Here is a 17,953-nt window from a genome sequence, read left to right as displayed (position 1 = left end):
GTGTCCAAAAATGACAAGCGAACTCTCGGCGGAAGCACAAGACGTACTGGAAGAGATCGAAGAGAAGAACGTCGACTTCCTGCGCCTGCAGTTTACAGACATTCTGGGGACGATCAAGAACGTCTCCGTGCCGGCCGATCAGGCAGAGAAGGCCTTCACCGAAGGGATCTACTTCGACGGCTCCTCGATCAACGGCTTCGTCCGCATCCAGGAGTCTGACATGCGCCTGGACCCGGACCCGGAGACCTTCTCCGTGCTCCCGTGGCGCAACGACGACGAGAGTGCCGCGGCCCGTCTCATCTGTGACGTCATCGACACCTCGACGGGCGAGCCCTTCGCTGGCGACCCGCGTGGCGTCCTCAAGCGCGCCATCCAGCGCGCCGAGGAGATGGGGTACACGGTCAACGCGGCCCCCGAGCCGGAGTTCTTCCTGTTCGAGGAAGACGAGGAGGGGCGTGCAACGACCAAGACCAACGACGCCGGTGGCTACTTCGACCTCGCGCCCAAGGACCTCGCGTCCGACGTGCGCCGTGACATCATCTTCGGCCTCGAAGAGATGGGCTTCGACATCGAAGCCTCCCACCACGAGGTCGCCGAGGGCCAGCACGAGATCAACTTCACCTACGACGACGCGCTGAGCACGGCCGACAACGTCGCCACGTTCCGCGCAGTCGTTCGCGCCATCGCGGCCGAACACGACCTGCACGCGACGTTCATGCCCAAGCCGATCCCGAAGATCAACGGCTCGGGGATGCACACGCACTTCTCGCTGTTCGAAGACGGCGAGAACGCGTTCCACGACGAAGACGACGAGTTCGACCTCTCGGAGACGGCAAAGCAGTTCACCGCCGGCATCCTCGAACACGCCGAGGCCATCGCCGCGGTGTCGAACCCGACGGTCAACTCCTACAAGCGACTCGTCCCGGGCTACGAGGCACCCGTCTACGTCGCCTGGTCCGACCGCAACCGCTCGGCGCTGATCCGCAAGCCCGCGGCCCGCACGCCCGCGGCCAGCCGGATCGAGGCCCGCTTCCCCGACCCGTCCTGTAACCCGTATCTCGCCTTCGCAGCGCTCATTCACGCCGGGCTGGACGGCATCGAGAAGGAACTGGACTGTGACGACCCCGTCCGCGAGAACATCTACGAGTTCGACGAGGCAAAGCGCGAGGAGTACGGCATCACCACGCTGCCGTCGAACCTCGGCGAGGCCGTCGACGCACTCGAAGACGACGAGGTCGTCCAGGACGCGCTGGGCCAGCACGTCTACGAGAACTTCGTCGACGCCAAGACCCAGGAGTACGACGACTACCGCGTCGACGTCTCCGACTGGGAGCTCGACCGCTACCTCGAGAAGTTCTGATACGACCGGCTGTACATCTGTGAACGATTTCGCCACCTCGGGGTGGCGAAGATCGTCACGAAGGTACAGCCAGCAGTATGAGGCCACGGCACCCAGTCGTCTCGCCGTCAGTTCGGACGGGCCGGCGAGAGCAAGCACAGGCCCGCGACGACCGCCGACTACGCGCCTTTTTTATCGACGCCGTGACCGACCAGCGGTGCCGCCACGGTGACGACGCCGCCGACCAGTCCACCCGCCAGCGCGAGCGGGACCGACGGGGCCAGCAGGCCGGTCACCGCGAGCGCCGGCCCCGCGACCGCGAGGCCGAGGAGCGTGGCGAGGACACCGCCACGACGGGTGTCCGAAAGCGCCAGGAGGCGATCGCCAGCGATCAGCCAGGCCGCCGTCCCGCCGACACACAGCCCGACGGTGGCGACCAGTTCCGGATGGGGACCCACGACCAGGAGGCCGAGCAGCGCCACTGCCGTCGCGAGGCCGAAGGCCCGTCGGGGCGTCCCCAGGACGCCCACCACGACGAGGAGATACGCGAGACCCACCCCCGCCCCGGCGAGCACGTCGACGAGGTAGTGGACGCCGAGCGCGAGCCGAGAGAGGGAGACGAGCGCGACGAGGCCGGCAGCGAGCGCGGCGCGGCGACGGAGGGGACCCACGCGGACGGCCCACGCGAGCCCGCCGAAGACGACTGTCGTCCCCAGCGCGTGGCCGCTGGGGAAGCCGAAGCCGTCGCCGGTCGCCAGCCACGCGTACACCCCCTCCAGGGCCGCCGGGACGAGCGCGGCCTGGGGAGCCACGCCCGCGTCGGGCGGCCGGGCCAGGCCGAACAGCGGCTTGAGCGTCGTGAGCAACGCGACGGTCCCGAACAGGAGCGCCACGACCGTCGCCGCCCGCTCGCGGTCGACGCCCGCGCCGACCTGTGGCGTGGACCGGCCGAGCCAGTAGAGCAGCCCCACGACGACTGTGAGAAACCAGAGGTCACCGAGCTGGGTCACCAGGGCGAAGGGAACGACCGCGGGACCGAGGGCCTCGCCGAGCCACTCGGAGACGCCGATGGCGCGCACGGTCAGCCCCGCAGCCGATCGAGCAGGCGTCGTGGAATGCCCGCGGCACCGATCCCCAGACCGGTGACGAGCATCACGACGTAGAGCCCGAGCGTCGAGAGCCAGATCACGATCATCGCCAGCACGGCCCACAGACCCTGGTCCTGGAGGTAGTAGAAGGCACCGAGGGTCATGGCGGTGCCGTACAGCAAGACGAGGTACGGCCCCCAGCCACGGGCGTGGCCCCGCCGGAGTTCGCGGCGAACGTACCGGCGGAGGTCGTCTTTGACCTCGTCGCGATGGAGCGTCCGGTCCTCGACGTCCTCGCGGAACGACTCCAGTTCGGCGCGCAGTTCGTCGAGTTCTTCCTGTGTCGGATTGTCCCGCCGCGCGGGATCGTCGGGCGGGGGCGTCTCGCCGCCGCTGCCAGCCGCGTGGCGCTCGCTCGACGGCGTGCTGTCGGCGTCGTCCCCGTCACCCGCGTCCGGTGGGGGCGTCTCCCCGTCGTCGGCTGTCATCGTTGGACCGATGTGGGCGGCGGCCTGTTGTAGCTGCCGGTCCAGATTCTCGTGGCCGCCGGCCCGGGAGGCGGAACCCATATTGTGGGGGCCCTCCTTCGGCCGGACATGCAACGCGTGTTCGACGAGCGAGCGATGGAGGCGACCGCGCTCTTGCTCGTCGCCAGCGTGCTCCTGATCGGAGCCAGCCTCGCCGGCATCGGCGGTGGCGTCCCACTGGTGGCGGTACTGACGCTGATCGCTGTCACGCTCGCCGCGGGCAGAGAGCGCCTCCCCCGGCCCGGTCGGCGACTCGGCCAGGACCTCGACCGCTACGTTCGAGACCTCTGGATCGGGCCGGCACTGGCAGCGGCCGCGAGCGCGTTCGTCTTCGGGGCGACGCCCGCGGAGATCCAGACGGTCGGCGGCCTGCTCGGGTTCGTCGGCATGGTCAACTACTTCCTCCGGCCGGTGTACCACGCCGGCTACTCGCTCGTGACGCGATTCGTCGAGACGCTGGCCTAGAAGGAGTCGACCGTGGCGTCCCTGATCTCGGTCACGTCGGCGGCGGTCTTGAACGTCGTGCCGCCGTAGTGAGTGCGTGACGCGTCGTGTCCGGCCGCCCGCAGCGCGTCCAGAAAGTCGTCCATCGCGGGCGCGCCGACGCCCCAGCGCTTGCACAGGCGGTGCTGGTCGTAGTGAGTCGGCGTCGGGAGTTCCGCAGCGAGCGTCGCCAGCAGCTCGGCGGCCTGCTCGGCCGTCCCCATGTCCTCGGAGAGGTACTCGCTCACGGCCGCGGCGAAGTCGGGCTCGCAGGCCCCACCCAGCCAGAGCGGGCCGGCGGTCTGGAGGTGCTGGCCGCAGTTCGGGCAGGCGTCGGGCGCGTCGGCGTGGAGCCCCGCCTCGTGGGTCCGGTAGAGACACTGCTGGCAGTGGTAGACGTGGCCGATCTCGTCGAGGGCGCGGTTGGCCACGGTCGCGCCGTGGTCCAGTTCGAGGTACGTCCGGGCGTAGTGCTTGGTCGCGTGGCTGAGGATCGGGCGAGCGGCCACGTCGTAGCGGGCGGCGGTCCGGACCATCGCACCGAGCAGGATCCGCATCCCCATCTCGGCGTGGTACTCGGTGTTTCGGGGAACGGCGCTGTAGCTCCTGACGCCGCTCTCGAAGTGTGCGCCACAGAGCGGTGCGGTGTCGGTCGCGGTCACGCAGACGAGATCGCGGGTCCCCTGAAAGGCGGCGTCGGCGAAGGGGATCGGCGTCCCGAAGGGGTCGATGTCGACCACGTCCCAGGGATCGCTGTGCATCGCGACGTTGGCGTCCTCGTGGCGGACCGTCCCCGAGAGGTCGTTGCGATCGAGATTCCGTTCACAGAGGGCAACGGCGTCGGGATCTACGTCACACAGCGTCGCCTCCCAGCCGTCGGCGGCGGCCCGGACGCCGCGGACGCCACTGGCTGCCGTCGCGTCGAGATAGTGCTCGGCGCGGGGCTCGCGCTCTCGGAAGGCCCGCAGCGTCGCGATCGTCAGGTCGCGGTTCAGCTCCTGAACGGGGTTGAAAAAGACGTTCTCGCCCTTGCCGGCGTCGGCCTGCTCCGGTACCTCGACGGTGACCTGCCCCTCTGTGACGCGCATACCGCTACTGGAAGGCGGGGAGCGAAAAGCGCCACGCATCGGGCGCTCACCGACGGTGTTTTCACCCGTCTCACGCAAGTGGGGCCAATGAGCGCGGTCGAGGAGTGGGTGTCGATGCTCGAAGCCGCGGGAGAGCTGACCCCCGACGCCGTCGACCGCATCGTCTCGGTCCACGGTGACCGCGGCCAGCAGGCCATCGAAGCCGTCGGCGAGCAGCGGGTCAAGGCCTACCGGGACTTCACGATCGTCGTCGGCCACGACGACGAGTACGTCGTCGAAGACGGCGGCTGTACCTGCGCCGACAGCGAGTACAACCTCGACGCCACCGACCCCGAGCAGCTGTGCTGGCACGCGATCGCGGTCCGGATCGCCGAGGCCATCGAGGCCACCGACGACCACGACATGTGGTACTCCGACGTGCGCGATTTCCTCTGAGACGGACGGTTGTAGCAATGTTCCGGTGAGCGTCTCCCCCGTGGCGACGCGCACCGGTAAGTAACTACAACTTTCCGTATGAGACGGACGGTCGTCGCGATTTGCCGGTGAGCGTCTCCCCCGTGGCGACGCGCACCGGTACGCGACGACAGCTTTCCGTACGAACCGAGAGCCGAACGACCAGCACCGGTAAGTGACTCGCTGTCCTCCTGTCTGTAGATGATCGCCGGCAGCTGGATCGTCGTCGCGTCGCTGGCCTCGGGGGTCGGGACCCTGACCCTGCTGGGCCGACTCTGGCGCTACCGCGAGAAGCCGGGCGCGAAGTGGTTCCTGCTGTCGCTGGCCTGCCAGGCGCTGTGGAGCGTCAGCTACGCCGTCTCCCTGCTGGTGTTCGACGAGACTGTGCGGCTGGCCCTGGAGGTGCTTGGCTGGGCGCTGCTGGCCGGGATCGCGGTGTACTTTCTCGCGTTCGCGCTGGCCTACACCGGACGGGGCCACCTCGTGGAGACGCCGTGGTACCGCGCCCTGTTGACGCTGCCGGCCGTCGCCGTCGTCTTGCTCGGCACCAACCCCTGGCACGGGCTCGTCTGGGACGAGTTCTCCGTCGTCGCGATAGCCGGACTGGCGGGAACGGCCTACGAACTGCGGCTGTGGGCGGTGGTGGTCGCCACCGGCGGCGTCTTGATCGCGCTGCTCGGGAGTCTGGTGTTGTTCGACACCGTCGCCAGCTACGGGCGACTCTACCGCCGAGAGGCGATCGCCGTCGGCGTGAGCACGGTGCCGCCCCTGTCGGCGGTGATCGTCTGGCTCTACGAGATCGGTCCGGTCCCAGAGTTGAACTTCGCGACGGTGCTTTTCTTGCCCCACATCGCGCTCGACGCCTACGCGTTCGTCCGCAGCGACATGTTCGAGTTCCACCCCGCGACCCGCCGAGAGGGCGAACGCGCGGCCATCGAAGACCTCGGGAACCCCGTCGTCGTCGTCGACGAACACGACCGGATCGTGACGCTCAACGCCGCGGCCGAGTCGGTGCTTGGCGTCGAGAAGGCGCGGGCGCTGACGGAGCCACTGGCCGCGTTTCTGACAGACGAGACGTTCGCCGGTCCCGACGAGACGGACCGCGTGACTGTCGACATGGACGGTCGGCGACGAACCTACAGCCTCGCGACGACGCCCCTGACCGCCAGCGGTGACCGGCTCGGCTCGACGATCGTCCTGCAGGACATCACCGAGGAGATCCAGCGCGAGCAGCGACTCCAGGTGCTCAACCGCGTCGTCCGGCACAACCTCCGCAACGACATGACGGTCGTCCGCGGGTTCGCCGAGGCCGCGAACGAGGCGACCGACGACACCGAAGTCTCGGAGCTGCTCGACACCGTCGAGGGCAAGGCCGACGACCTCGTCGATCTGGGCGAGAAGGCCCGTGCCATCGAAGGAATCCTCGGTGCCGATCGGCGAGCGACCACCGTCGAACTCGCCGCGCTGCTTTCCGACGCCGTCGACGACGTGGACGCCGACGTGCCCATCGCCACGGACGTGCCCGACGTGACCGTGACGGTCGACGCCGACACGCTCCGGGTGCTGTGTGTCGCGCTCGTGGAAAACGCCGTGGAACACGGTTCCACGAGCCCTGACTCGAACACTCGTCAGGACGCCGCCACCGGCCAGCCGGACGAGACGAGCGACGAGAGAGCGCCAGTCCGGGTCACCGCGACGGTCCGGGACGGCGGCGTCGAGATCGCCATCGCGGACGACGGTCCGGGACTCCCGGAACACGAACGCGACGTGCTGGCGGCGGGCGAGGAGACGGATCTCGAACACTCGACGGGACTGGGGCTGTGGCTGGCCTCGTGGGCGACCCGCCGGCTCGGCGGGGACCTCGACTTCGAGGTCGACGACGGCACGACGGCGCGGCTGTGGGTCCCGGTCGAGGAAGACGGCGAGCAGTCGGCGGCCTGAGCTACTGGCAGGTTCTCGGCGACGATCTGTCCCCCAACTTTTGCGGGACATGATTCACCATGGCGAATGGTGATCCGGCTGGGAGAGCGAATGACGGTATGGACGATGAGGCGTACCTGGCGTTGGCCGACGAGCAGCGACGAGGGGTCCTCCTGGCACTCCTCGACGAACCGACGGTCGACATCGACGTACTGATCGGCAACCGAGCCGAGCCACTGAGACAGATCAGTCTCCACCACCAGCATCTCCCCCTGCTAGAGCAGATGGGATACGCAGAGTGGAACAAAGATGCGGAGCGCGTCTCTCGGGGACCGCAGTTCGAGACGATCCAACCGCTGGTCGAGTTCCACGGCGACGAGGTCGGGGCGTGGAGCGATCGCGAGACGGCACCGACCGATTCGGTGACCGTCGACTGACAGCGCCCGCCGTCTACTCGCTGTCGTCTTCGGTCAGTAGCGTGTGTTCGGTCAGCGTGATGATCGCCCGCCGGAGTCGCTCGGTCGTCGCCTGGTCAGAGATGCCCAGCTGGCCGCCGAGTTCCTTCGTCGAGATGCGCCGAGGAATCGAGTAGTACCCTTCCGAGACTGCCGTCGACAGTGCCTCACGCTGGGGGTGAGAGAGTCCGTAGTAGGGTCCGCTCTCGGGTTTGGTGGGGTTGTAGATGCGACGGACGTCGAGTTCGATGTCGGCGTCGTCACAGCGCTCTTTGAACGTCGAGAGGTGCTCGTGGTCCGGAAAGCGCAGTTCGAACTCCCAGGAGTCGGCGTGGCCCGTCGCCTCCAGCAGTTGGGCGTCGGCCTCGGCGAAAGCGGCGAAGAGGTCGTCGCTGTCGGTCCGCCAGCGAAACGCGTAGAGGACGCGGTGGTCGTGGACCTCGACCTCACGGAGGTGCTCGACGGCGTGGTGCTCCCGCACTGCCTCCTCGAAGATATCGCGGTCGTGGTCGTGGACCCAGAAGAACGGAACCGTCTGTTGGCCCATCGGCACCATCGTCTCCAGCACGACCGAGACCGGCCGTTCCATCGCAAGAATGCGTCCGAGTTCGAACTTCGTCGCAGGGACCTGCAGATCAGCGATGACGCTCATTACCGGAGTGACACGGGGAAGCGCAAAAAGTTGTAGGCTGGGTTGAATATCATGTCGGAATCGATTACATGGCATACCATGGTTGTCTCGGGGGTTTTTTACTCTGGCACGGCTTGGTCACGTACGGACAACGGTGTGCAGACCCCGGCGTCGATTCGGAAGTTTCGGCTCATTCGGGTCGTATCTGTAGACAGTCCGGCCACTATTATGACACGAGACAACCCATATCACGGAGACGTTACGACCGACGCGGAGTTTCAGGCCGCACTCACAGCACTGCTACAGTGTGCCCACGACAACGACCTCACCGTCGCGCGACCGTGGCCCTGCCGGACCAGTGGCAGCGGGCCAGACTGGGAAGCGACGATCGTCGAACTCGACGGGGCTACCGGATGACCGATCACGCACTGTCGGGATCGCCCAGCGCCGGAGGACAGCCGCTCTCGATGATCGTGCTGGAGGCGATCGCCCGCTATCGCGGCGTCTCGACCTGTGATCTTGACTTCGTCCTGTACGACGAGGTACACACCGAAGCACTGGACCAGCTCGGTCGCCACGACGGCGAGTGGCAGCTCACGATCGCAGTCGACGGCCACACGGTCACCGTCGACCACGACCGGTTCGTCACGGTCGACGGCAAACCGTCCTGACCACTCCGTGAGCGGCCACGCCGACGGGGCGGCCGGACGTGGCGACGCTACTCCGAACAGATACCGACGAAGTTACGCAAAATCTGTAGTCCCGTCTCTCCCGACTTTTCGGGGTGGAACTGGGTGCCAAAGACGTTACCGGCCTCGTTGGCGACGATGCTGGCGAAGTCGGTCCCGTAGTCGGTCGTCGCGACGACGGCGTCGTCGTCCGCGGGCTCGGCGTAGTACGAGTGTACGAAGTAGGCGTACTCGCCGTCCACACCGTCCACGAGCGGGTGATCGCGCTGGACGTCCAACTCGTTCCAGCCCATGTGCGGGACGGTCTGGTCGGTCCGAAAGCGGACGTTCTTTCCCGGCACCAGATCGAGCCCCTCGGCGTCGCCCTGGCCCTCGTGGTCGGCCTCCTCGCTCGTCGTCAGGAGCATCTGCATCCCGAGACAGATGCCAAAGAGCGGCGTCCCGGCCTCGGCTTCCTCGACCAGTGCCTCGCGGAACGGACCGGCGTTGTCCATCCCTTCGCTGAACGCGCCGACGCCCGGCAGAACGATACCGTCGGCCGCGGCGAACTCGGCGGGGTCCTCCGAGAGGGTCACGTCCGCACCGGCCCGTTCGAGCCCGCGGGTGACACTCCGGAGGTTCCCCAGCCCGTAGTCGACGACGACCACCTCGGCGGCGGTCTGTTTCGTGGCCATACGTAGCCTTCGCGAGACGCTCCTAAGTCGCTTCCTGTTCCGTCGAACCTTGCGCCTCCACTACTCGCGGTTCCACTCGTCACCGCTCGCATATCGAGGGCCAGCCACAGACGAACAGTCGTACGTGCTCGCCAGTGATCGCCAGCCGCGTCGGCGATCACTGGCAGACGGCTACAACTGTCCGTCTCACTTCGTTCGACACCGCTGCTCGCGGTTCCGCTCGTCACCGCTCGCATATCGAGGGCCAGCCCTCACTTCGTTCGGGCTGCCCCTCGCTAGAAATCACCGAGCCGCCGTTGCCCACTGTCCTCGTCCGTGTAGTCGGCGGCCGTCGCGATGGCGTCGGTGAAGGTGTCTGCCTGACTCCGGTCGTACAGCGTCGCCGCTGGATGGACCGAGACCAGCAGTTCGCGGCGCTGGCCGCCGATCTCGGGGTCGAACACGTCGCCGGCCTCGCTCGTGACGGCCACGTCCCGTTCCAGCAGGTGCTCGGCCGGCACCTTGCCCAGAGTCACGATCAGCTCCGGATCGACCAGTTCGATCTCGCGTTCGAGATAGGGGCGGCAGTTGGCCAGTTCCGCCTGCCGGGGATCGCGGTTGTCGGGCGGGCGACAGCGCACGCAGTTGGTGATGCGTACGTCGCCCCGATCGAGTCCCGCCTCGCGCAGGGCGTCGTCCAGTACGTCGCCGCTGCGACCGACGAACGGCTCCCCGTCGGCGTCTTCCTGCGCACCGGGGGCCTCGCCGACGAACAGGAGGTCTGCCTCCGGCGGTCCGGTCCCGTCGACGATCCGAGACCGGGAGTCGACGAGGTCGCCACAGCGCTCACAGTCGGTCACCTGCAGCCCGTCCATCTGCTCCATACTCGGCCCTGTGGCGGGACGGACAAAAGCGCTCGTCGTTCATACTGCTGGCTGTACCTTCGTGAAGATCTTCGCCACCCCGGGGTGGCGAAATCGTTCACAGATTTACAGCCGGTAGTATCAGACGCCAGCCACAGCGAGCGCGGCGGCGGCGATGGCCACGAGGAAGCCGGCCACGACGAGTACGAGCCAGGACTGAGCGCCCTCGGGCGGGACGAGGACCGCCCGCTCGGGGTCGTCGGCGTCGTAGTGGACGGTCACCTCGGCGTCCTCGTGGAACTCGCCGAGCAACACGGTGGCGCCGCGGCGCGAGAGCGGGTCGGTGTTGGCCCGCACGCGGTCGTGTCGGTAGGTCACGCCGTCGACCACGTACTCGTAGCTGACCGCGGGCGTGTAGTCCCCACGCCGGGCCCTCGTCTCGGCGTCGAGGTCCGACTCGACGACCGTGCCGGTCGTCGTCGCGTCGTAGGGGTCGCGTCGCGCCCGTCGAAAGTATTGGGCCAGTCCGTAGCCAGCGACGGCCAGGCCAGTCGTAAAGACCGCCAGCAACGGGAGCGAGACCATACGATCGTCTCGGCCGGGACAGTCGTATGACTACCGGTCGGTGAGCGCGGAGAGAAGAGCCGATCAGGCCGAGCGGGGTTCGCTGGCCTTCGGTCGGAGCTTCTTGTAGCCACACTTGCGGCACTTCTCTGTTCGGGCCGGGTTGCGAGCGTTACACCGCATGCAGATCTGCTTGTTGAGGAGTCGCTCGGACGCTTCTTCGAACTTAGCCATACGCGTCCATTCCCGTCGGCGCGGTTAAGCGTTTCCGAATCGGCTCGTCCGCCGTCTCGACGACGGCCGCGCGTCTCAGACCAGACCGAAGATGTTGTTGAACGCGAACCCGAGCACTCCGGCGAAGGCAAAGTGGAGAGCAACGAGGGGCATGGCAGAGCGCCACTTGAGGCGGTAGACGTAGCTGATCGAGAACAGATCGGTCGCGAGCGTGGCGGCGATAGTCACCAGGACGAGCAGGCCAGCGCCGGTGTACTGCTGGAGGAGCAGGGAGACGACCGCCGGTGCGATCGCCGCGTAGGCGGCCCGCTGGCTCGGGACTTCGCCGATGAAGAACACGGCCGCCAGGTGGAGGGTCACGCCGTAGAACAGCCAGGTCACGAGCAGCGTCACGGCGATCGCTACCAGCCCGCCGCCAGCGATACCCGTCTGCAGGAGGCCGAACATAGCCGACGGTACGGCTGGCCCGCTAAAGGATGCATCGAAGGCGTGCCGGCCAGAGAGAAGACGAGAGGCGTCGTCGCGCTATTCCAGCAGGCCGAGGTCTTCGAGTCGGGAGACGATCTTGTCGACGGCCTCCTTGGCGTCGTCGGGCTCTTTCCCACCCGTGATGACGAGTTTCCCCGAACCGAAGAGCAGGGCGACCACGTCGGGATCGTCGAGCCGATAGACGAGGCCGGGGAACTGCTCGGGCTCGTACTCGATGTTCTCCAGCCCCAGCCCGATCGCGATCGCGTTGAGGTTCAGCGTTCGACCGAGGTCGGCCGACGTGACGATGTTCTGGACGACGATCTCCGGGTCGTCGTCGACCTGAATGTTCAGATCGCGGAGCTTGTCGAAGACGATGCGCAGACTCTGGTGGACGTCGTCGGTGCTTTTCGCACCGGTACAGACGATCTTCCCCGATCGGAAGATCAGCGCTGCCGACTTGGGGTCCTGGGTCCGATAGACCAGCCCCGGGAACTGCTCGGGATCGTAGTCCGCCCCTTCCAGGTCCATCGCCACGCTCTGGAGGTCGAGTTCTTGCCCAATGCCAGTCGAGGCGACGACGTTTTCGATATTGATGGTTTCCTTGGGGTCAACCATGTCTCGACTTAAAACACGTATTTAAGACTTATAAAGGTTGATGGCATGGACTGACAGATCCCACACTGGAGCGATCACACGGCCGTCTCGTCGTCGCTCCGAGAGCGAACGGATCGGCACCCTGAAACCCCACTGGCACCCACCGTCGGGCGTGTACGTCCTCGAACTCGCCGGCCAGGACGATCGCTTCGCAGCCAGGGAAGCGGCCAGCGCGGCGACCGACGTGAGCCTCCGCGCGCCAGGACTGGCGACCGCACGGGGGATCACCGACCGCGTGCGCACCCTGGCGTTCACTCGGCGGGCCAGTGAACTGCTCGCCACCTGCGAGCCGACGGTCGACAGCGCCAGCGTGACCCTCGACGCCGCGAACGTCGACCGCACCGGCAGCGTCGCCGTCCGCGCGGTCGACGTGCGATCGACGACCGGGATCGACACCGAGCGCGCCGAACGCGAACTCGGGCAACGACTGGTCGAGCGGGGCTTTACCGTCGACCTCGACGATCCGGACCACGAGCTCCGGGCGCTCTTCTCGGCGGGCCACCAGCAGGCCACCGACGCCAGCGAAGTCGCCGCCGACGCCGACGGCGTCTGTGCGCTCGCGTGGCTGGAGAGCGCCTCCGTCCGGGACTACGGCGAGCGCGCGCCGATGGATCGCCCCTTCACCCAGCCCGGCAGTATGGACCCGATGGAGGCCCGCGCGATCGTCAACATCGCCGGTGCGCGGGCGGACCGGCGCGTCGTCGACCCGATGTGTGGCACCGGCGGCATCCTCATCGAGGCCGGCCTGACGGGTGCCGACGTGGTCGGGACCGACGCACAGGAGAAGATGGTCCGGGGCGCGCGCGAGAACCTCGACGCCTTCCTCGACGACTTCGCCGTCGCCCGTGCCGACGCCACCGCCCTCCCGCTCCGGGACGACATCGCCGACACCGTCGTCTTCGACGCCCCCTACGGCCGCCAGTCCAAGATCGAGGGCGAACTGGACGCCGTCGTTTCGGGTGCGCTCGCAGAGGCCAAGCGGATCGCCCCGCGGGCCGTGCTGGTCGCGGACCGCTCGTGGGAAGACGCCGCCGAGGCGGCCGGCTGGACCGTCGAGGACCGCTTCGAGCGTCGAGTGCATCGCTCGCTCGTTCGGCACGTCCACGTGCTGGGTTGATTCGGTTCGGCGACGGAAATAGTTAGACGAGCGTCAGATCCTTCTGCGTTCGCGTGCTACAGACTAGCACACGTGCCACTCTGGTCGACACCACACGACGACGGCGACCACGTCTACGAGTGTCGCCGCTGTGATCGGCGCGTCCAGACGGAACACGCACCCCAGGAGTGCGAGGCGTGTGGCGGGGCGATGCGGGCCGTCCACGCGGCGAACGCAGAGTAGCGACGACGGTCAGGACAGCGCCGCGAGCAGTTCGTCGGCGGGCCCGTCCATCCGTCCGATGAGGTCCCGGCAGCGCTCGCGAGCGGCCGCGTCGGCGGTCACCAGCACCATCCCCTCGTCTGGCTGGCCGTAAACGACGCTCGCGCCTTCCGGGACCGCCAGTACGGCCGGCAGCGCCGCCAGATCCTCCTCGCCGTCGACCCGGATCAGCGTCGTCCCGTCCTCGTCGAGCCCCCTGCTGAGCGCGCCGATCAGGGAGCCGGTGATCGTCCCCGCCGGGTTGTCGACGGTCCGGCAGTGGTCGAACCCGCCGACGGCGTCTCGAACCTCCGGATCGACCGCCGCGCGCTTGGTGCGATCGTCGACGAACGCGACCGCGGGCGTGTAGCCGGCCTCCAGCAGGTGGTAGGTGACGATGTCGCCGACGGCGACGATCGGCTCGGCGGCGGCCGTCAGCAGTTCGTCGGCGTCGGTGTAGATCGGACCCAGCGGCTCTTTGAGTTCGTGGCGCAGCGACGACGGGAGGTCGAGGCGGAGCGAAGACACGTTAGCGGACTTTCAGTGCGTACTGCCCGGACTCGGTCACTTCCATCTCCTCGGCAATCTCGGAGGTCTCGGGGTGGGCGATGACGACGTAGCCGGCCCAGTCTTCGGTCAGCGATGTCGAGCCACAGATCTCGCAGGACTCTTCGGCTTCCGAGGGCTGGACGCGGTGACAGTCACGACAGACGAGGCGATCAGCCATCAGCTATCACCGGCTTCCGCCTCTGCGGCGCGTTTCTCCCGTTCCTCCTGGAGCCAGCCGTGCTTGCCCAGACCGACCTGCTTTGCCGTGAGGCCGATCTTGGAGTCGCGGGGGTTGCGCTCGTCGATGCTCTTGGTGACGATGCGTGCGCGGACGGCGTCGCCGGTCCCCAGGGTCCGGTTGGACTCCCGGGAGGCGAGTGCCTGTCCCTCCTCGTCGTAGGCCAGATACTCGTCGCTGATCTGGGAGACGTGGAGCAGGCCGTCGACCGGCCCGATGCCGACGAAGGCACCGAAGTTGACCACTTCGACGACCTCGCCGTCGACGACTTCCTGCATCTGTGGGTCGAAGGTGAGCGCGTCGAACTCGGCCTCGTAGTAGACGCCGGGCTTGTTCGGGAGGACCGCGCCCTCGCCGATGTCCTTGACGTCGATGACGGAGACGACCGAACCCACGTCTTCGTCCATTCGTCCTTCGAGCTTGTCCTGCAGGAGCTTCTTGACCAGATCCGGAGACACGTCTGCGAGGTGCCGCGGGGGCACTTCGACCGTGTCGCGGAGTCGAACCCGTTTGTACATGTTATGGTTGAGTAATGGCGAGTTTGTTCCGGCCCCTTAAACTAATTACTGGAACGCCACGGTCCAGCAACCGTCGTTTGAGGGGCGCGTCGTTCGTCACGGCGTGTGTCACGTCGTCGTCGCCGGCCAGTTCGACCATCGCGTCGTCCGCGTAGTCGGCCGCCGCCTCCCGGACCGAACAGCGGTCCGCGAGATCCCGGCCCACGCTGGCCGCGGTCGCTTCCGCCCCCGCGCCCACCGAGAGTTTGTCGAGTTCGGCGAGGACGGACCGAGGGACGAGACAGTCGGTCTCGTCGAATCCGAGGCGATCGAGTTCCGCGAACAGACGGACGTTGCATTCGACCGGCATCATGAGTGCGTTCGTGTCCAGGAGGATCATTCCCGGAGCGTGCCGACGCCGATGAGCCGCCATCGGGCACCGACACGTCGGTTGATCGCGATCTTCGCGCCGGCCTCGGCACAGACCGGCCGCTTGAGTGCGACTTCGCACTCGCCGCCGCGAGCGCTCGTGACCGAGCCGACCGTCGTCGCGGTCCCGATCGTCAACATGAGCGGTTCGCCGGTCGAGATCGCTTCGACCTCGCCGCCGTCCTCGCCGACGATGCGTTCGAGCAGATCGACGTCCATCTCGAAGCGCTCGTGGGTCGGCGGGAGCGTGCCGGGCGGTCCGGCCACGCGGCCGGCCAGCGCGTCACCTTTCGTGATCGACGGATCGAGTCCGGTACCGACACCCAGCAGTCCGCCGGGGGTGGCGGCGTCGACCGACTCGCCGCCGGCCTGGAGCGATCGCACGTCGGTCGTCACCGGCTGCCACTCGCTCTGGCCGCCCTCTTCGACCTCGCGGCCGGGGCGGAGTTCGATCTCGTCGTCGGCTTCGAGCTGGCCGTCGACCAGCGAACCACCGAGGACGCCGCCCTTGAGGTTCTCCCAGGTCGTTCCCGGACGGTTGATGTCGAAGCTCCGTGCGACGAGCATCCGCGCGTCGGCGTCGGGGTCACGCTCCGGCGTCGGAATCTCGCGTTCGATCGCGTCGATGAGCAGGTCGAGGTTCACTTCCTGGCCCGCGCTGATCGGGACGATCGGTGCGTCTTCGGCGACGGTGCCGGAGACGAACTCCTTGATCTGCTCGTAGTTGTCCTGGGCACGCTCGCGGTCGACGAGGTCGACCTTGTTCTGAGCGATGACGATGTTGTCGATGCCGATGATGTCCAGTGCCATCAGGTGCTCTTCAGTCTGTGCCTGTGGCACGTCCTCGGTCGCGGAGACGACGAGGACGGCACCGTCCATGATGGCGGCACCCGACAGCATCGTCGCCATCAGCGTCTCGTGACCCGGCGCGTCGACGAACGAGACCGTTCGCAACGGTTCGGTGTCGACGTCGTGTTCTTCACAGTGCTCGGCCGCGGTGAACGCGTCGGGTTCGTCGGCATCGGGACAGCGACGGAACGTGGCGTCTGCGTAGCCCAGACGGATAGAGATACCACGTTTCATCTCCTCGGAGTGCTGGTCCGTCCATTCGCCTGAGAGAGCCTGGACCAGCGTCGTCTTTCCGTGGTCGACGTGGCCGACGAGTCCGATGTTCACCTCCGGTTGGTTGTGCGATGTCATCTCGGGAGTAATCTTGGTAGTGGTTCGCCCCCTGCGAGTGATAAACCTACTGTTTCGGCCACACAACGGTCGCTTGGGAGCACGACGCACGATTCGACCGGACGTGGCTGTCAGACGGAGTCGGCGGCCGTGCGCCGACGGATGTGTGTCGCCATCGCCGCGTACTGTTTGGTCGAGAACTGCTTGTGGACGTAGTCGACGTCCGCGTCGCGCGCCGCGATCATCAGCTCGGCGTCGCCGTCGCTCGTATAGAGGATGCGAACGGCGTCGGGGAGCCGCTCGCGGACGCGTTCGAGGAAGGTCAGTCCGTCCATCTGTGGCATGTGGTAGTCACTGACCACGCAGTCGAAGCGGTCGTCCAGCGCGTCGAGCCCCTGGCCGACGCTGGTCGCCGTCGCGACTTCGAGATCGTCGCCGGTCCGTTCGAGATAGGTCCCGACCAGCTCTGCCATCTGTGGCTCGTCGTCGACCACCAGTACGTCGATCGCGCTCGCGTTCCCACCGCCGTCACCCACGGGTGCCATCTCCCCCCATCTATTCCCCGCCACGGTATAAAATACCATGCTGTGTGGAGCGGTCGCCGCGCCGTTTTTGGCCGTCGCCGCCCTGGACGACGGTGTGCGCGAGTTTGCTTTCGAGGTCGGGCTCTGTCGAGCGATCGAGCGCGACGGGATCGTGGCCCGCCAGCTCGGGGCGAGCGTCCACGGCCGCCGCGTGCTCGATGTCGTCCAGATCGAGCCCGGCCCGGCGTTCGAAGAGCGCACGGCGATCACGCCCGAACGCCTCCCGAGCGCGGCCATCGAGGCCGACGTGGGGCCGGGCCGGGCCCGCTACTGGAAAGACGCCTTCGACTGCCATCCCGAGCGGGCCGAGCGCGCCCTCGAACTGGCCAGCGAGCGAGGCTTCTTCGAGCGCGAGCGACGCAACGGTCGCACGTACGTCCGCCAGACGACGCGCTATCCCGACTGGTTCGACCGCCTCGTCGCCGTCGAGAACAAGCCCGACCTCGATCGGCCAGGGGACCTGGAGCGCCAGCTGCGAACCGACGTGTCGCTGGCGGCCGTCGACGCGGTCGTCCTCGCGACGGCCTCCCACGTCACTCGCGCCCACCTCAACCGGCTGCCCGAGGAGGTCGGCGTCTGGCGGTTCGATCCCGAGACCGGCGAGCGCGAGGTGCGCCGCGAGCCCGCCCAGCTCCCGGTCGACGAGCCCGGCGTCGAACTCGTCGCCCAGGAGCCCGGACAGACGGAGATCCGGATCGTCAGCGCCGCCGAGAAGGCGCGACTGCGCCGTCGCATCGCCGAGCGGGCCTACGGGAAGGGATGGCGGTCCTACGACCTGCCGCCGTGTGCGCGCTGTTCGCCCGACGACGACGGCCTGCCCTACTGCGAGTGGAAAGAGCGACCGGTCCACGCCAACAGCGAGTGCGACAGCGACTGTGGCGGGTTCGAGCCCGCAGAGCCCCCCGAGGTCGACGCCGACCGACTGCGGGCCGAGCGGACGCCCTGGGACCCCGAGCCGGAGGGGCGAGCGCGCCGACAGTCGGGACTCGACCGGTTCCTGTGAGACGG

General features: G+C 67.6%; 25 protein-coding genes and 1 pseudogene. 10 read left to right on the top strand and 16 right to left on the bottom strand.

Features of this window, described 5'->3' with window-relative positions:
• The first annotated feature begins 10 nt into the window (after window positions 1-10).
• Window positions 11-1,360, top strand: a complete 1,350-nt coding sequence (gene glnA, locus IL252_RS08130) for a type I glutamate--ammonia ligase (protein WP_208627595.1) — start codon at window positions 11-13, stop codon at window positions 1,358-1,360.
• Between the two features lie 158 nt (window positions 1,361-1,518).
• Here the strand turns inward: glnA and IL252_RS08125 are convergent, their stop codons facing one another.
• Both IL252_RS08125 and IL252_RS17780 read right to left on the bottom strand, forming a co-directional pair.
• Window positions 1,519-2,418, bottom strand: coding sequence for a phosphatase PAP2 family protein (locus tag IL252_RS08125; protein ID WP_208627594.1), 900 nt, complete (start codon window positions 2,416-2,418; stop codon window positions 1,519-1,521).
• 2 nt (window positions 2,419-2,420) lie between these two features.
• A pseudogene (locus IL252_RS17780) lies at window positions 2,421-2,771 on the bottom strand (ribonuclease BN); the annotation flags it as partial.
• Between the two features lie 252 nt (window positions 2,772-3,023).
• On the opposite strand from IL252_RS17780, the gene IL252_RS08115 reads away from it, so the two are divergent.
• On the top strand, window positions 3,024-3,419 hold the full coding sequence (locus tag IL252_RS08115) for a hypothetical protein (RefSeq protein ID WP_170093145.1): 396 nt from the start codon (window positions 3,024-3,026) through the stop codon (window positions 3,417-3,419).
• On the opposite strand, the gene IL252_RS08110 is transcribed toward IL252_RS08115, so the two are convergent.
• Window positions 3,416-4,525 (bottom strand): tRNA (guanine(26)-N(2))-dimethyltransferase, encoded by a 1,110-nt coding sequence (locus IL252_RS08110; RefSeq protein WP_208627593.1) that lies wholly within the window; start codon window positions 4,523-4,525, stop codon window positions 3,416-3,418. The genes IL252_RS08115 and IL252_RS08110 overlap by 4 nt on opposite strands.
• Window positions 4,526-4,612: 87 nt before the next feature.
• On the opposite strand from IL252_RS08110, the gene IL252_RS08105 reads away from it, so the two are divergent.
• From IL252_RS08105 to IL252_RS08095, 3 genes are all read left to right on the top strand, one after another.
• A complete protein-coding gene (locus IL252_RS08105) occupies window positions 4,613-4,960 on the top strand; it encodes a hypothetical protein (protein WP_170093143.1) in 348 nt (115 codons plus the stop codon).
• Window positions 4,961-5,179: 219 nt separating this feature from the next.
• On the top strand, window positions 5,180-6,919 hold the full coding sequence (locus IL252_RS08100; protein ID WP_208627592.1) for a histidine kinase N-terminal 7TM domain-containing protein: 1,740 nt from the start codon (window positions 5,180-5,182) through the stop codon (window positions 6,917-6,919).
• Between the two features lie 98 nt (window positions 6,920-7,017).
• On the top strand, window positions 7,018-7,335 hold the full coding sequence (locus IL252_RS08095; protein WP_208627591.1) for a hypothetical protein: 318 nt from the start codon (window positions 7,018-7,020) through the stop codon (window positions 7,333-7,335).
• Between the two features lie 13 nt (window positions 7,336-7,348).
• Here the strand turns inward: IL252_RS08095 and IL252_RS08090 are convergent, their stop codons facing one another.
• Entirely contained in the window at window positions 7,349-8,005 is a 657-nt protein-coding gene (locus IL252_RS08090; protein WP_208627590.1) for a helix-turn-helix domain-containing protein, read from the bottom strand.
• Window positions 8,006-8,212: 207 nt separating this feature from the next.
• Here IL252_RS08090 and IL252_RS08085 point away from each other — a divergent pair, with 207 nt between their 5' ends.
• Together IL252_RS08085 and IL252_RS08080 are read left to right on the top strand one after the other, a co-directional pair.
• The gene (locus IL252_RS08085) at window positions 8,213-8,401 is read left to right on the top strand and encodes a hypothetical protein (RefSeq protein ID WP_208627589.1); all 189 of its coding nucleotides are present in this window, start codon (window positions 8,213-8,215) and stop codon (window positions 8,399-8,401) included.
• Entirely contained in the window at window positions 8,398-8,655 is a 258-nt protein-coding gene (locus tag IL252_RS08080) for a HalOD1 output domain-containing protein (protein ID WP_208627588.1), read from the top strand. Before IL252_RS08085 ends, IL252_RS08080 begins: the two co-directional genes overlap by 4 nt.
• Before the next feature lie 47 nt (window positions 8,656-8,702).
• Here the strand turns inward: IL252_RS08080 and hisH are convergent, their stop codons facing one another.
• The 6 genes from hisH to IL252_RS08050 form a co-directional block, all read right to left on the bottom strand.
• The gene (gene hisH, locus IL252_RS08075) at window positions 8,703-9,347 is read right to left on the bottom strand and encodes an imidazole glycerol phosphate synthase subunit HisH (RefSeq protein WP_208627587.1); all 645 of its coding nucleotides are present in this window, start codon (window positions 9,345-9,347) and stop codon (window positions 8,703-8,705) included.
• 275 nt (window positions 9,348-9,622) lie between these two features.
• Window positions 9,623-10,210 (bottom strand): uracil-DNA glycosylase family protein, encoded by a 588-nt coding sequence (locus IL252_RS08070; RefSeq protein WP_153554797.1) that lies wholly within the window; start codon window positions 10,208-10,210, stop codon window positions 9,623-9,625.
• Window positions 10,211-10,330: 120 nt separating this feature from the next.
• Window positions 10,331-10,774, bottom strand: coding sequence for a DUF3592 domain-containing protein (locus tag IL252_RS08065; RefSeq protein WP_208627586.1), 444 nt, complete (start codon window positions 10,772-10,774; stop codon window positions 10,331-10,333).
• A gap of 63 nt (window positions 10,775-10,837) precedes the next feature.
• Window positions 10,838-10,987, bottom strand: coding sequence for a 50S ribosomal protein L40e (locus IL252_RS08060; RefSeq protein ID WP_015761698.1), 150 nt, complete (start codon window positions 10,985-10,987; stop codon window positions 10,838-10,840).
• Window positions 10,988-11,062: 75 nt separating this feature from the next.
• The gene (locus tag IL252_RS08055) at window positions 11,063-11,434 is read right to left on the bottom strand and encodes a hypothetical protein (protein ID WP_208627585.1); all 372 of its coding nucleotides are present in this window, start codon (window positions 11,432-11,434) and stop codon (window positions 11,063-11,065) included.
• A 78-nt stretch (window positions 11,435-11,512) separates the two neighbouring features.
• Window positions 11,513-12,073, bottom strand: a complete 561-nt coding sequence (locus IL252_RS08050; RefSeq protein ID WP_015761700.1) for a TATA-box-binding protein — start codon at window positions 12,071-12,073, stop codon at window positions 11,513-11,515.
• Between the two features lie 151 nt (window positions 12,074-12,224).
• Between IL252_RS08050 and IL252_RS08045 the strand changes: the two genes are divergently transcribed.
• Both IL252_RS08045 and IL252_RS08040 read left to right on the top strand, forming a co-directional pair.
• Entirely contained in the window at window positions 12,225-13,229 is a 1,005-nt protein-coding gene (locus IL252_RS08045) for a methyltransferase domain-containing protein (RefSeq protein ID WP_208627584.1), read from the top strand.
• 72 nt (window positions 13,230-13,301) lie between these two features.
• A complete protein-coding gene (locus IL252_RS08040) occupies window positions 13,302-13,451 on the top strand; it encodes a rubrerythrin-like domain-containing protein (protein WP_153554800.1) in 150 nt (49 codons plus the stop codon).
• A 9-nt stretch (window positions 13,452-13,460) separates the two neighbouring features.
• On the opposite strand, the gene IL252_RS08035 is transcribed toward IL252_RS08040, so the two are convergent.
• The 6 genes from IL252_RS08035 to IL252_RS08010 form a co-directional block, all read right to left on the bottom strand.
• Window positions 13,461-13,997 (bottom strand): GTP-dependent dephospho-CoA kinase family protein, encoded by a 537-nt coding sequence (locus IL252_RS08035; RefSeq protein WP_208627583.1) that lies wholly within the window; start codon window positions 13,995-13,997, stop codon window positions 13,461-13,463.
• Window position 13,998: 1 nt separating this feature from the next.
• On the bottom strand, window positions 13,999-14,196 hold the full coding sequence (gene spt4 / locus IL252_RS08030) for a transcription elongation factor subunit Spt4 (RefSeq protein WP_015761706.1): 198 nt from the start codon (window positions 14,194-14,196) through the stop codon (window positions 13,999-14,001).
• Window positions 14,196-14,774 carry a DNA-directed RNA polymerase gene (locus IL252_RS08025; RefSeq protein WP_153554802.1) on the bottom strand — a complete coding sequence of 193 codons (579 nt, stop codon included), beginning with the start codon at window positions 14,772-14,774 and terminating at the stop codon, window positions 14,196-14,198. The genes spt4 and IL252_RS08025 overlap by 1 nt, the downstream gene beginning before the upstream one ends.
• Before the next feature lies 1 nt (window position 14,775).
• Window positions 14,776-15,153 carry a DUF188 domain-containing protein gene (locus IL252_RS08020; RefSeq protein ID WP_153554803.1) on the bottom strand — a complete coding sequence of 126 codons (378 nt, stop codon included), beginning with the start codon at window positions 15,151-15,153 and terminating at the stop codon, window positions 14,776-14,778.
• Window positions 15,150-16,382, bottom strand: coding sequence for a translation initiation factor IF-2 subunit gamma (locus IL252_RS08015; RefSeq protein WP_153554804.1), 1,233 nt, complete (start codon window positions 16,380-16,382; stop codon window positions 15,150-15,152). The genes IL252_RS08020 and IL252_RS08015 overlap by 4 nt, the downstream gene beginning before the upstream one ends.
• 110 nt (window positions 16,383-16,492) lie before the next feature.
• On the bottom strand, window positions 16,493-16,906 hold the full coding sequence (locus tag IL252_RS08010; protein ID WP_208627582.1) for a response regulator: 414 nt from the start codon (window positions 16,904-16,906) through the stop codon (window positions 16,493-16,495).
• A gap of 94 nt (window positions 16,907-17,000) precedes the next feature.
• Here IL252_RS08010 and IL252_RS08005 point away from each other — a divergent pair, with 94 nt between their 5' ends.
• A complete protein-coding gene (locus tag IL252_RS08005) occupies window positions 17,001-17,948 on the top strand; it encodes a DUF5787 family protein (protein ID WP_208627581.1) in 948 nt (315 codons plus the stop codon).
• Window positions 17,949-17,953 lie beyond the last annotated feature (5 nt).

The sequence above is a fragment of the Halomicrobium sp. IBSBa genome (assembly GCF_017612575.1).
Lineage (GTDB): Archaea > Halobacteriota > Halobacteria > Halobacteriales > Haloarculaceae > Halomicrobium.
This window is presented reverse-complemented; position numbering and strand designations above follow the sequence as displayed.

What these genes read in the sequence shown, in the direction of transcription:
- glnA (WP_208627595.1), top strand. Translation starts at nt 11, where the DNA reads ATGACAAGCGAACTCTCGGCGGAAGCACAAGACGTACTGGAAGAGATC.
- IL252_RS08115 (WP_170093145.1), top strand. Translation starts at nt 3,024, where the DNA reads ATGCAACGCGTGTTCGACGAGCGAGCGATGGAGGCGACCGCGCTCTTG.
- IL252_RS08110 (WP_208627593.1), bottom strand. Translation starts at nt 4,525, where the DNA reads ATGCGCGTCACAGAGGGGCAGGTCACCGTCGAGGTACCGGAGCAGGCC.
- IL252_RS08105 (WP_170093143.1), top strand. Translation starts at nt 4,613, where the DNA reads ATGAGCGCGGTCGAGGAGTGGGTGTCGATGCTCGAAGCCGCGGGAGAG.
- IL252_RS08100 (WP_208627592.1), top strand. Translation starts at nt 5,180, where the DNA reads ATGATCGCCGGCAGCTGGATCGTCGTCGCGTCGCTGGCCTCGGGGGTC.
- IL252_RS08095 (WP_208627591.1), top strand. Translation starts at nt 7,018, where the DNA reads ATGGACGATGAGGCGTACCTGGCGTTGGCCGACGAGCAGCGACGAGGG.
- IL252_RS08090 (WP_208627590.1), bottom strand. Translation starts at nt 8,005, where the DNA reads ATGAGCGTCATCGCTGATCTGCAGGTCCCTGCGACGAAGTTCGAACTC.
- IL252_RS08085 (WP_208627589.1), top strand. Translation starts at nt 8,213, where the DNA reads ATGACACGAGACAACCCATATCACGGAGACGTTACGACCGACGCGGAG.
- IL252_RS08080 (WP_208627588.1), top strand. Translation starts at nt 8,398, where the DNA reads ATGACCGATCACGCACTGTCGGGATCGCCCAGCGCCGGAGGACAGCCG.
- hisH (WP_208627587.1), bottom strand. Translation starts at nt 9,347, where the DNA reads ATGGCCACGAAACAGACCGCCGCCGAGGTGGTCGTCGTCGACTACGGG.
- IL252_RS08070 (WP_153554797.1), bottom strand. Translation starts at nt 10,210, where the DNA reads ATGGAGCAGATGGACGGGCTGCAGGTGACCGACTGTGAGCGCTGTGGC.
- IL252_RS08065 (WP_208627586.1), bottom strand. Translation starts at nt 10,774, where the DNA reads ATGGTCTCGCTCCCGTTGCTGGCGGTCTTTACGACTGGCCTGGCCGTC.
- IL252_RS08060 (WP_015761698.1), bottom strand. Translation starts at nt 10,987, where the DNA reads ATGGCTAAGTTCGAAGAAGCGTCCGAGCGACTCCTCAACAAGCAGATC.
- IL252_RS08055 (WP_208627585.1), bottom strand. Translation starts at nt 11,434, where the DNA reads ATGTTCGGCCTCCTGCAGACGGGTATCGCTGGCGGCGGGCTGGTAGCG.
- IL252_RS08050 (WP_015761700.1), bottom strand. Translation starts at nt 12,073, where the DNA reads ATGGTTGACCCCAAGGAAACCATCAATATCGAAAACGTCGTCGCCTCG.
- spt4 (WP_015761706.1), bottom strand. Translation starts at nt 14,196, where the DNA reads ATGGCTGATCGCCTCGTCTGTCGTGACTGTCACCGCGTCCAGCCCTCG.
- IL252_RS08025 (WP_153554802.1), bottom strand. Translation starts at nt 14,774, where the DNA reads ATGTACAAACGGGTTCGACTCCGCGACACGGTCGAAGTGCCCCCGCGG.
- IL252_RS08020 (WP_153554803.1), bottom strand. Translation starts at nt 15,153, where the DNA reads ATGATCCTCCTGGACACGAACGCACTCATGATGCCGGTCGAATGCAAC.
- IL252_RS08015 (WP_153554804.1), bottom strand. Translation starts at nt 16,382, where the DNA reads ATGACATCGCACAACCAACCGGAGGTGAACATCGGACTCGTCGGCCAC.
- IL252_RS08010 (WP_208627582.1), bottom strand. Translation starts at nt 16,906, where the DNA reads ATGGCACCCGTGGGTGACGGCGGTGGGAACGCGAGCGCGATCGACGTA.